This window comes from Pseudomonas sp. MWU12-3088 (assembly GCF_023242405.1).
Classification (GTDB): Bacteria; Pseudomonadota; Gammaproteobacteria; order Pseudomonadales; family Pseudomonadaceae; genus Aquipseudomonas; species Aquipseudomonas kribbensis.
In genome coordinates, this window is sequence record NZ_JALJEA010000001.1 from 1,109,320 (window position 1) to 1,120,704 (window position 11,385).

9 protein-coding genes are annotated in these 11,385 nt (G+C 62.4%); 4 read left to right on the plus strand and 5 right to left on the minus strand.

Annotation, left to right across the window (positions count from 1 at the left end; genetic code table 11):
* Nucleotides 1–46 precede the first annotated feature (46 nt).
* Entirely contained in the window at nt 47–1,015 is a 969-nt protein-coding gene (locus M5B98_RS05030) for a 2-hydroxyacid dehydrogenase (protein WP_248742036.1), read from the plus strand.
* On the opposite strand, the gene tssA is transcribed toward M5B98_RS05030, so the two are convergent.
* Genes tssA through M5B98_RS05055 form a run of 5 tightly spaced genes read right to left on the minus strand, consistent with a single transcriptional unit; the run spans nt 1,012 to nt 8,516 of the window.
* A complete protein-coding gene (gene tssA / locus M5B98_RS05035; RefSeq protein ID WP_248742037.1) occupies nt 1,012–2,094 on the minus strand; it encodes a type VI secretion system protein TssA in 1,083 nt (360 codons plus the stop codon). The genes M5B98_RS05030 and tssA overlap by 4 nt on opposite strands.
* Complete coding sequence (locus tag M5B98_RS05040) at nt 2,091–5,912, minus strand: type VI secretion system protein (protein WP_248742038.1); 3,822 nt, start codon at nt 5,910–5,912, stop codon at nt 2,091–2,093. Before M5B98_RS05040 ends, tssA begins: the two co-directional genes overlap by 4 nt.
* Nucleotides 5,909–6,673 (minus strand): DotU/TssL family secretion system protein, encoded by a 765-nt coding sequence (locus M5B98_RS05045; RefSeq protein WP_248742039.1) that lies wholly within the window; start codon nt 6,671–6,673, stop codon nt 5,909–5,911. Before M5B98_RS05045 ends, M5B98_RS05040 begins: the two co-directional genes overlap by 4 nt.
* Before the next feature lie 18 nt (nt 6,674–6,691).
* Nucleotides 6,692–8,023, minus strand: coding sequence for a type VI secretion system baseplate subunit TssK (tssK, locus tag M5B98_RS05050; RefSeq protein WP_114883825.1), 1,332 nt, complete (start codon nt 8,021–8,023; stop codon nt 6,692–6,694).
* A 46-nt stretch (nt 8,024–8,069) separates the two neighbouring features.
* Nucleotides 8,070–8,516 (minus strand): type VI secretion protein, encoded by a 447-nt coding sequence (locus tag M5B98_RS05055; protein WP_085732262.1) that lies wholly within the window; start codon nt 8,514–8,516, stop codon nt 8,070–8,072.
* A 228-nt stretch (nt 8,517–8,744) separates the two neighbouring features.
* Here M5B98_RS05055 and tssB point away from each other — a divergent pair, with 228 nt between their 5' ends.
* The 3 genes from tssB to M5B98_RS05070 all read left to right on the plus strand — a co-directional run bounded on the left by tssB (nt 8,745) and on the right by M5B98_RS05070 (nt 11,376).
* The gene (gene tssB / locus M5B98_RS05060) at nt 8,745–9,287 is read left to right on the plus strand and encodes a type VI secretion system contractile sheath small subunit (protein WP_007958861.1); all 543 of its coding nucleotides are present in this window, start codon (nt 8,745–8,747) and stop codon (nt 9,285–9,287) included.
* 29 nt (nt 9,288–9,316) lie between these two features.
* A complete protein-coding gene (tssC, locus tag M5B98_RS05065) occupies nt 9,317–10,801 on the plus strand; it encodes a type VI secretion system contractile sheath large subunit (RefSeq protein ID WP_085711487.1) in 1,485 nt (494 codons plus the stop codon).
* A gap of 77 nt (nt 10,802–10,878) precedes the next feature.
* The gene (locus M5B98_RS05070; RefSeq protein ID WP_025111453.1) at nt 10,879–11,376 is read left to right on the plus strand and encodes an Hcp family type VI secretion system effector; all 498 of its coding nucleotides are present in this window, start codon (nt 10,879–10,881) and stop codon (nt 11,374–11,376) included.
* Nucleotides 11,377–11,385 lie beyond the last annotated feature (9 nt).

Below are 11,385 nucleotides of genomic sequence, written 5' to 3' on the forward strand. Positions count from 1 at the left end.
ACACGACTTTCGCAACCGACACGCCGACGATCACAGGAGCCGAGCAATGCCCGCCACCGTTCTGGTACTGGTTGAAACCATCAATGACTACCTGCCCATTCTTGAACGACAGGGCTTTCACCTGATTCTTGCCCCGACTCCCGCCGAACGCGCCCAGGCCATTGCCACTCACGGCGCTCGTATCGACGCAGTGCTGACCCGTGGCCCGCTGGGACTGTACGCCGAAGAAATCGCCGCATTGCCCGTGCTGAAAATCATCTGCGTGATCGGCGCCGGCTACGAACAAGTGGACCTGCAAGCCGCCAGCAACCGGGGCCTTACCGTCACCAACGGTGCCGGCGTCAACGCCTCGTCGGTGGCCGACCATGCCATGGCATTGCTGCTGGCGCTGGTACGCGACATTCCACGCTGCGATGCCGCCGTGCGCCGTGGCGAATGGCCGAAGATCATGCGCCCGTCCCTGGCGGGCAAGCGGCTGGGGATTCTCGGCCTCGGCGCGGTGGGCATGGCCATCGCCAAACGCGCGAATCTGGGTTTCGACATGGAGATCAGCTACCACAACCGCCAGGTGCGCAACGATGTGCCTTACACCTTCTGCTCGACCCCCACCGAACTGGCTCGGGCCTCGGATTTTCTGGTGGTGGCGACGCCCGGCGGCATCGGCAGCCAGCATCTGGTGACCCGTCCCGTGCTGGACGCGCTGGGGCCCAAAGGCTTTATCGTTAATATCGCCCGCGCCAGCGTGATCGCCACGGCGGACCTGATCACGGCACTTGAGCAACGGCGAATTGCCGGCGCCGCACTGGACGTGTTCGACCACGAACCGCGGGTTCCGGACGCGCTGAAAACCCTGAGCAACGTGATCCTCACCCCGCACGTCGCCGGGCTTTCACCGGAAGCCACCCAAGGCACCGTGGAACTGGTGGGGAAAAACCTGGTGGCGTTCTTTTCCGGGGAGCCAGTGCTGACACCGCTGACACTGCCGCCGAAGCAGAACAATCAGCGCGTGCACTAAAGTACGCCGAGCAACGTCCACAGCCGTCGCGATTCGGCGTCGGCCGAGATCAGCTCGCCGAGCAGTTCACTCAACGGTTTGTTGCCCCACTCCACCCCGCGCCGGATCAAGTACGGCACGGGGCTGTGGGGTTCGGTGCGGGCCAGGTATTCGGCGATCAGCAGCAATTGTCGATAGGCCTCTTCACGGTTCGCCGGCTCACGAAAGACCTGCGCCGCCACGGGGGCTTCCTCGACCGGTTGCGCCTCCACCACGGGGGTTTCGACGGGTGCGACCGGCGCCGGTTTTTGTGGGTGCATGGCGATGAACTCCTGAACCAGTTTCAGCAGCGCTTGAATGATCTCCTGCAAGGGATGCAGACCCGGCCCCTGATCACCGAGGTATGTATCACTCCAGGCGTTCAGACGTTGCAGATGTTGCTGGCTCAGCAGCAGATTGCCCTGTTGGCGCAGCCAGAACGCCAGCGGCGTGGCGCGCACCTGTTCGCTGAGTTTCTTCTGTTCATTACGTGCGGTCTCCGCTGAAGCCTTGGCATTCTTGCTGTCATTGACCTGCACTTGCTGCGTCTGCAAACGGCGCCAGGTTTCCAGGTTGTAGGCCTCGAAATCGCCGTTGTGCGAGCCGAACAGCGGCACCCGGGTCAGCAGCACCTCGCTGTAACGCCGCACCAGCCACTCCAGCGGAATCACCCGCCATGACTGATCGCCCTCCTCGGCTTGCGGGTGCAGTTGTTCGGGATAGCGCTCACACAATCCGGCGATCAGCGCCAGGCTGCCGGGTAATCCGTCCAGTCCTTGAAGGTGCAGCCAGGCCTCGCCGAGCCAGGCGCTGAGCATCAGGTCCTTGCTGCGTTCGATCAGCAACGTCGTGGTGAGTTTTTCCACTTCCGGCCAGTTCGCCTGTTTCAGCGTCGACTGCCAGACTCCGGTCGGCAGGCTCGCATCATCCTCGCGGCGCAGGTCGCGCAATTGATCGAACTCGCGTTCGTAACGCAGATCCGCACCACACGGCGCGTCGGCGCTGATCGGTGCGAGCAACTGATCGATCAGGTCGGGCAAGGTTGCAGATGGCAGGCTCACAGGCCCTCCTCGCGGGATTCAATGGCGGCGGTGGTGCCGGTTACCTGGAACGGCGAACGCGGCGCCCGGGTCGGCAACGGTGGAATCGACAGCGGCAGTTTCGAGCCCTGACTCATCAACGACAGGCGCACGAACATCCGGGTGAACTCCGTGGTCACGCTGTCGTTCAGCGCAGTGACCGGCAGGCGCAATGTCAGGGGAAAATCCGTGTAATCCATGCTCGGCTGGCGCTGCACCGAGAAGTGCGCGCGCATCAGCCGCAGCAACGACCATGGCCCGCCATATTCCCAACCGGCCTCCAGGTCCCGCACCACCAGGTTCGGTTGCAGCGGATCGTTGACCGGGCGCTCGCGCCCGTTGCGCGCCCAGCGCAGGCTCAGGCGAATCGGCTGGCCGACCATCCAGCGCAGGTTCGGCTGCTCGGCGGCGGGATAGTTGATTTGCTGACTGCCCGCCAGCAAGCCCCCGGCGATCACCTGATCGGCGCCGCGCTCATCATCTCGATCAGTGCGCCAGCGAACATCCATCTCGACACCGAGAATGCCGCTCTTGTCGCGCACGAACAACGGGGTCAGCCACAGGCTTGCCTGCTTCAGACGGTTGAGAAAATCCTCTGCCGCCAGCCGCTCCGGAGTCTGGCTCAGCACCAGTCCGGCCTGGGCCACCGGCAGACGCTTGTCGATGATTTCCAGAAAATGCTGCACCCGCGCCGGGTCCGCATCCTGTGCCTGCAAACCGTTGGCAAACGGAAAGCGATCGGCCAGGTACTGATTGAAATAGTTGGCCAGTTCATTCCACGCCGCCGCAGCCTGCCGTTGTTGCAGGTACTGGCAACGCTGCATGGCCGACTGTTGCAACTCCACCGCACGCATCGCCAGGGTGCCGCGCCCGCCCGCCAGATTCGCGGTCTGCAACACCTGCACGCAGGAGCCGGTGTCCATCTCGATGAAATCGCGGCTGACCAGTTGCTCGATCTGCGCCGGCGAACTGGCCGGGTTCGAATCCTTGTATTTGAGCAGTTCATCGTTGAGTGCGCTGAACTGGGTCACCCGTTCGTAATCCAGCGCCGACAGATTGCCCTGTTGAGTCATCAGCCACTGCAACGCCGAAGTGCGCCGCTCGGTGATGCCGAGCATGGTGTTGAATTGCTGCTTGAGGCTCAGTTTCAAATCCTGCACATCGCTGGCGCCGTACAGTTGCAGGCCGAGGTTTTTCGAGCCGTCCCACTGACTGATTTCAGTCCGGCCGCCGAACAAAGGTTGCGCGGTGATTTCATCCAGACCGTTGACGATCTGCGCCATGGCCCGGCGATTCAGCGCGCCTTGCAGACGCGCCGCCAGATCACTGCGATGGACCTCGACAAACGCCTTCTGCAAAGCCATCGCCTGCTCGGCCTGCACGTTGAACACCGTGTAGGGATGCGTCTGGTCGTTGTGATCCTTCAGGCTCAGCCACATGGCCTGCGCCGCCGCGCCTTCTGCCGCTTGCAGCAACGCCTCGCGATAAACCGGCGGGATGCGCGGCAGTTCTTCGGCGACGTAACTCTTGTAACTGGTGAAGTAGTTGAGCGAGGTGTTGAGGTCATCGCCATCGACGGTCTGGCCTTGCAGGTTGACGTTGTCTTCAGTGGCGCGCATCGCGATGGACACGAAGTCGCGCTTGAACAGCGCCTGCACCGCGTTATTGAGTTTCACCACCTGATCCTGCAACGCCAGTTGCCCGCTGCCCTGTTGCACCAGCAAGTTGCCGCGCGAACCAATCTGGGCGATCCACTGGTCACGGAAACTCTGCTGCAACTTGCCCGCCTGGGCATCGAGTTGTTGCTCGACCGCCGGCCCGAGCAACGTGCTCTTGCGCACCTTGTCGAGAAATTCGCGGTAGCCCGGTACCAGCTCCTGGCCCTTGCCGCGGCTCCAGGTCGAGTTGGTCAGGGCAATCGCGGCTTGCAGGTCATCGATCAGCGCGCGCAGGTCTTCCAGCTCGCTGAGGCTGTTGCCACTCCCGGCCTCGAGCTGCTCCAGATGCAACTTGAGGTAGCCGGCCCTGCTGACAAAGTTGTCGGCCAGGAAATACTGATCGAGCCAGCGCTCCATCAGTCCGTTGAAATTGCTGACGATCAACGGCCGCTCGACACTCAAGTCCAGCGCCTGCAAATCACCGCTGTCCCCCGCCGCCAGCAGCCGGTTGTAATAAGCAGCGTGAGGTACCGTCGCCGCGTTGAGGTTGAGTGACAGCGCGTTGTTGCTCAGTTGCACCAGATCGTCCAGCGGAACGCGCTGATTGTTCTGCACCTCGGCGAACAACTGGTTCTGTTGCTCCAGGCGCAACGCCCGGTCCACCAGGTCCGTGGCTTTCTGGTAATTCTGCCACTGGGCCGGGTCTTCGCTTTCGACGCTGTTGCGCCGATCCGTCGCGCGGATCGCCTTGAGCTTCGCCAGCTCCGCCACCAGCAATTCATGCAGCGGCTGGATCATATGACGCTGGGCGGCCTGGAACACCGCCCGTTCGATCTTCACGTCGACAGAAGAAATCCACGATGACGGAAACGCCAGCGACACGTAGTGCCAATGCGGGGCCTTTTCCAGCACCCGCCAGAAGCTCTGCACGTTGCGCCGGGTCGGCTCGACGCGATGGGCGTCATCGGTGACCGTGACGTAACTCTTCTGCGCGCCCTGCATCAGCCGCGCCAGTTCATGGGCATCCTTGACCGACTGGTTCCACACCCAGAACATCGCCAGCGCCCAGACGACCCCGACCACCAGCGCCACGCCGGCCGTCAGTCGTTGCCAACGCTGACGCAAGCGCAACAGACGCGGCACCCCCTGTGCCAGACCACGCTCGCCCACCAGACGCTGGCGCCATAGCTGACGCATGAACACGCTACGCTGCAGGCCACTGTCATCGGCGCTGAAGCCGTCCAGTGCGTCGTCGGCCGGTTGATTGGCGCTGACATACACACCGCGAAAACACGGAGCCTCGCCCTGCGCGTTGCCCTGGAACACCGGTTCCAGCACGTTCTGCAGCCCCCGTCGCAGCGTTTCGAGACGCTCGGGCAAGGCATACAGATCCGCAGTCAACTGCCCGGACAGCGTACCGAGTTCAATCACCGCTTCGGCGACGGCGCGGTGCAGGCGATCCAGTGCCTGATCGCTCCATTGACCCTGCCACACCGCATCTCGCGCAAACGGCGATGACCAGCCCAGGGTACGTTCGCGTGCCTCATCCGGCAGCGCACTGATCAGGTCCTGAAACCCCGGCAGTTCCTCAAGCCCGGTGACAATCACGTACACCGGCACGCTCAAACCAAAACGTTGCAACAGGTCGATGAAGCGTCGGCGCGCCGCCAGACCCAACTGCGTCGCCTGCTCCAGATTGCCCAGGCGACTGACCGGCACGGTCCAGATCACCCCGTCGAGCGGACGCTTGCTGCGCAGGCGCAGGATCAGTCCGAGCAATCGCCACCAGCCGCCCCGTTGCAAATGCATGCCGTCTTCCGGCAGAAACAGGCCTTGGGGCACCACCAGCACCGCGCCTTCAGGGTCCGACCACCAACGGCCGAACCAGGCAGGCTTGTCGGTGGGTTGCAGGCGCCATTCGGTCACCAGTTGCGTGCCCTGGACCTCATCGCCGAGCATCAGCAGCCATGGCAACTGATAGCGATCGTGAGTGCCCTGCTCTTGCTCCATGTGCCGCACCGCAAGATAGAAACTGCGGATCGCCGCACCGCTTCGAGTGCGCAGCCACCACACCGCCACCCCGACGATCACCAGCAGCAACAGCACCGCCACCACCCACGCGACGATCGCCAAGGTACTCATGAGTCTTGCTCCGGCGCCGCCATCGAGTCGGTGGTTTGCAGCACCGGCTCCAACTCGGAACGAATGTCGCTCCACAAGAACTGGCCGATCCCGGTCAGCAACAGCACCATCGCCAGAATCCCCAGCGCCAGACGAAAGCCGTCCGGCAACGCCGTGCGCACCGGCAATTGCAGCGGCGCGGCCAGCGACGGCTGCACCAGGCGCTGGCTGACATCGTCGTAACTGGCCTCGTCCTGCCAGGCAAAGGTGAACAGCGCCAGCCGCCACTTTTCCAATTGCGCCTGACTGTGCTCGCCGCGCAGGCGTCCGTGGAAACCGAGAATCAGGCATTGCAGATAAACGTTGGCGAGATCGCGGGTGGTGGGGTGCTGTTCATCGAGAAGGGTCTGGATCGCCGCCGGCAGTTGCTCACCCGCCTGCCGGCTGGAGTAGAGGCGCGATTCCAGAGGTTTTTCCTGCCAGGCGCTCTGGCCCGGCCATGGGCTGAACAGCAGCGTTTCATCGACCAGCGCAACGAAAGCGTACACCAGCGCCTTGACCTGTTCGGTCGCCGAGTCGCCAACCCGCGAAAACGCCGTGCGCCACAGCCGTTGTGAAGCCTGGGTGGACAGTTCGACCACGGTTTCGACCAGCGCCGCATCGTCCTCGATGTCCTTGGGCAACTGCGTCCAGTCCAGTTGCCATTGCTGCCACGTCTGACGAAACGCGCTGCTCAACGGTGCGTCCTGCAACCCAAGGCTTGCGGCACTTCCTTGCGACATACGGCGTTCCTTGTGTGATCAGGCACTTTCACTGTTCTGGGCGACAAACAGCACCACTTGCCACGGACTGCTGGTCAGCCGGGTGGCCGGCGCGGCGATCACCAGCGGCAATTGCGCGTCGAACCAGTTGCCTTCGGCTGTCACCACAAACAGTCGGGTATCGTCGCCGACGCTGTAGGCCACTTGCTCGCTGCGGCTCATGGCCTGGTGTGTCAGGCCGCTCATGCGCTGGCGGCTGAGCAAGGCGATGTGTGGCGCCGAGGCGATGATCGCACCGCGCAGCCACTCGCCGGCCGCCTGTTCGCTGGCACCGTTGGGCATGCGCAGGCCGATGACCAGCCGCTGGCTCGGCTGCTCGTCCGGCAACTGAATGGAAAAACTGTGTTCGCTGCGTTCGAAAGCGATGCTGCGATAACCGGCGCGGATCAGCTCCAGCGTGGTTTCCAGCCAATCGAGCAACGGTTCGTACCCACGCTGCAACTCGAAAAAATCCAGCGGCGCAAACGACGGCACTCCCGCCAGCGGATCCAGCGCCGACCATGCACCGGCCAGCCCCAGCAACTGCACATACAACGCCTGCGGATGGGCGATGCGACTGTTCAGCGAGCCTTCGACTTCCGGCAGCCGCGTCCATAACGCGGTCAGTTGACGGCGAATCTCCAGCGCGTCGTCCTGATTGCCGGACTGTTGTGCCTGACGCAGACGCCCGCCGAGAAACAGGCATTTTTCCCGGGCCCGCGCACAGAGCCCGGCAATCCGCCGACCCAGCGGCGATTCCGGCAACAGGACCGGCGTCGGCGGTGTATACGGCAACGGCAGGAAACCGCCACCCTCCCTGCGGATTTTCAGCAGCGGCAGGCAGATCGAATCCGCCTTGTTGAGTTGCGTGCACAGACGCGGGTTGGGTCGCCACACGGTAATCGATTCGGGGAATTCGCCGCTGGTGAGATCGGGCAGCGCCTCGCCGACCACCGACTGCAATCGCCCCTTGAGCGGCAGCAATTGACCGGCGCGCCACAAAGGGCTGATCGCGAGGTAAACGGTGACAGTCGCATCGTCGGTTTCGTTGATTGACGGGCCGACATCCAGCTCCACCAACGGCCCGACACCCGCCTGCAGATTGACCGGCAAACCATCGGGCATCGTCCCCTGCAAGGACATCACCCGCACCACCCCGGCACTCATTGCCGAAGGGTCGAACTCCATGTGACTGACCCCGAAGAACCACGGGTTGCACGCCTGGGCCAGATGCGCGCCGAGCGCTTCGGCCCGCAGGCCCTGCAACTGAAAATGCTGTGGCAGCAATTGCATGCCTTCATGCCAGCAGACCGCGTCAGGTAGCAGACTCATACGACTCCCTTCGACTGCACCGCGAACCGGCGGCGGACGGTTTTTTTCAGTTTTCCTTGCTGACCAGGGTCATCTCGCGGCTGTCGAACTTGAGCCACGCATCGCTCTGATCGTCCAGCCGCAAGCGGTGCGCTCCGGGTGTGTTATAGCTGGCGAAGACTAAAAGTCCAGCCGCCCGCTTGCCCCCCAGCGGGAAGGGTTGACGGTCGATGAATTGCCCCGGCACCAGCTCCAGTCCCCACACGCTCATCAACTGACGATAGTCGCGCTGATACTGCTCGCGCCCGGCGAACCATTGCTGGGCGCTGATGCCCGATAGTTGCTTGAGCAGGTCAGGGTCATTGACCGCGATGAAATCCACGGCAATCGGTGTGTCGTCATTGGCCTTGGGCGCGACGTCGAGGGTCAGGCTGTCGAGGTCGACTTTCGGCCCGAAGAACGAACAGCCCGCGAGCAGCGCAAAGCCGATTGTTAGAAAAAGTCGTGAAGACAAAATGAATTTTCCTTTTCGCGAGACGGTCCAAAAAAGTTTTTCGCTTGCATTTTTATAGACCTGTTCTAGCGTCTTGGGTAGTTCGGTTCCTACAGCCGAATGTGGAAGGTTTGTCAAAGGAACGACAGGTCATCTGCCTCCCTTTCTAACCTGTGGTCCAGCAAGGGAAAGCGATGAACGGGCCTCCCCGATGCATTGCGCCCGCTCATCGCATCGGAGTCCGCCGACATGGCAGAAAGTACTCAGCACAAGCTCGACCGGGTGCGTCCGCCCCGGGTGCAAATCACCTATGACGTCGAAATCGGCAACGCCATCGAGAAAAAGGAATTGCCGCTGGTGGTCGGGATTCTTGCCGACCTCTCGGGCAAGCCGCTCGAACCACTGGCAAAACTGACCGAACGCCGTTTCACCGAAATCGACCGCGACAACTTCAACGACGTCCTCGCCTCCATCGCTCCCCGCGCCACGCTGCAAGTCAACAACACCCTCAGCGGCGACGACAGCAAGCTGAACATCGAACTCAACTTCAAACACATCGACGATTTCGACCCGGTCAAGGTGGTGGAGCAAGTCACTCCGCTGCGTCGCCTGTTCGAAGCCCGTCAGCGTCTGCGCGACCTGCTGACCAAACTCGACGGCAACGACGATCTCGACAAGCTGTTGCGCGATGTCATCGCCAACACCGAAGGCCTGCAAGAGATCAAATCGGCCCGCCCGGACACCGCTGTCCCGGCAGCTGATGCCGAGGCCCCGGCCGAACCGCAAGCCTGATCGTCCACCTGACCGAGGAAGAATTCGCCATGCCCGCCGCCGCCCAGAATCAAGCCAGCGAAAATGCTGCCGCCGAAACTTTATCCCTGCTTGACCGGATCATCGCCGAGGGCCGCATGGCCCATGACGACAGCCAGCAGGACTATGCCCGCGACATGCTCGCGGAATTCGCCACCCAGGTACTCGACGAAGGCATGGCCATCGACAAGGACACCGTGGCGATGATCAACGACCGCATCAGCAAGATCGATGAACTGATCAGTGCCCAGCTCAACGAAGTGCTGCACCACCCGGACCTGCAAAAACTCGAAGCGTCCTGGCGCGGCCTGCACATGCTGGTGCAGAACACCGAAACCAGCACCCGGCTGAAACTGCGCCTGCTCAACGTGACCCAGAAGGAGCTGCAGAACGATCTGGAAAAAGCCGTCGAGTTCGACCAGAGCGCGCTGTTCAAAAAGATCTACGAAGAGGAATACGGCACTTTCGGTGGCCACCCGTTCAGCCTTTTGGTCGGTGACTACACCTTCGGCCGTCACCCACAGGACATCGGCCTGCTGGAAAAACTCTCGAACGTTGCCGCCGCTGCGCACGCACCATTCATCGCTGCCGCCAGCCCGCGTCTGTTCGACATGAACAGCTTCACCGAACTGGCTGTGCCCCGTGATCTGTCGAAAGTGTTCGAGAGTCAGGAACTGATCAAGTGGCGCTCGTTCCGTGAAAGCGAAGACTCGCGCTACGTCTCGCTGGTGCTGCCGCACTTCCTGCTGCGTCTGCCATACGGCCCGGACACTTCGCCGGTGGAAGGCATCAATTACGTCGAAGACACCAACGGCACCGACCACAGCAAATACCTGTGGGGCAATGCCGCATGGGCGCTGTCGCAACGCATCACCGAAGCCTTTGCCAAGTACGGCTGGTGCGCGGCGATCCGTGGCGCTGAAGGCGGCGGCGCGGTCGAAGGCCTGCCGGCGCACACCTTCCGTACCAGCTCCGGCGACCTGTCGCTGAAATGCCCGACCGAAGTGGCGATCACCGACCGCCGCGAGAAGGAACTCAACGACCTCGGTTTCATCGCCCTGTGCCACAAGAAGAACAGCGACATCGCGGTGTTCTTCGGCGGCCAGACCACCAACAAGTCCAAGGTCTACAACACCAACGAGGCCAACGCCAACGCACGAATCTCGGCGATGCTGCCGTACGTGCTCGCGGCTTCGCGTTTCGCCCATTACCTGAAGGTGATCATGCGCGACAAGGTCGGCAGCTTCATGACCCGCGACAACGTGCAGACCTACCTCAACAACTGGATCGCCGACTACGTGCTGATCAACGACAACGCGCCGCAGGAAATCAAGGCGCAGTACCCGTTGCGTGAAGCCCGGGTGGACGTCACCGAAGTCGCCGGCAAGCCCGGCGCCTACCGCGCGACCGTGTTCCTGCGGCCGCACTTCCAGCTGGAGGAGCTGACCGCATCGATCCGCCTGGTCGCCACCCTGCCGCCTCCGGTAGCAGCCTGACCTGCCTGCGCCCGTAGGATTTCCCTGCGGGCGCTCCCCCGTTTGTCTAGCGCGACAACCTTCAGGAGTTTCAAGCGATGGATGCAATCATTCTCGACCTCGGCGGCGACATCAAAGGCGACAGCCTGCTCGAGGGCTACAAGGACAAGATCGAAGTCATGTCCTACAGCCACAACGTGGCGATGCAGGTGACCAACGACGTCAGCAACTCGGAACGTACCTCCGGCCGGCCGCACATCGGTGAATTTACCCTGACCAAATTCATCGACAGCTCGACCCCTTCGCTCAACGAATATTGCTGCGCCGGCAAGCCGATCCCGGAAGCCAAGATCACCATCGGTCGCAACGCCGCAGAAGGCAGCGGGCAGATCATGCCGTTCATCATCTACACCCTGACCAACGTGGTGATCTCCAACGTCAGCGTCAGCGGCGGCACGGGGGGCAAACCGGTGGAAACCCTGTCCCTGAACTTCACCAAGATCAAATGGGAACTCACCGCGCAGAAAGACGACGGCACCAAGGAAGGCACCGCCGGCACGGTCTGGGACCTGGCGGCCAACAAGGCCAGCAAGTAACCGGACGCC

Coding starts and splice junctions, on each gene's coding strand:
- M5B98_RS05040 (WP_248742038.1), bottom strand. CDS start 5,912: ATGAGTACCTTGGCGATCGTCGCGTGGGTGGTGGCGGTGCTGTTGCTG.
- M5B98_RS05030 (WP_248742036.1), top strand. CDS start 47: ATGCCCGCCACCGTTCTGGTACTGGTTGAAACCATCAATGACTACCTG.
- M5B98_RS05045 (WP_248742039.1), bottom strand. CDS start 6,673: ATGTCGCAAGGAAGTGCCGCAAGCCTTGGGTTGCAGGACGCACCGTTG.
- tssK (WP_114883825.1), bottom strand. CDS start 8,023: ATGAGTCTGCTACCTGACGCGGTCTGCTGGCATGAAGGCATGCAATTG.
- tssC (WP_085711487.1), top strand. CDS start 9,317: ATGCCCGCCGCCGCCCAGAATCAAGCCAGCGAAAATGCTGCCGCCGAA.
- M5B98_RS05070 (WP_025111453.1), top strand. CDS start 10,879: ATGGATGCAATCATTCTCGACCTCGGCGGCGACATCAAAGGCGACAGC.
- tssB (WP_007958861.1), top strand. CDS start 8,745: ATGGCAGAAAGTACTCAGCACAAGCTCGACCGGGTGCGTCCGCCCCGG.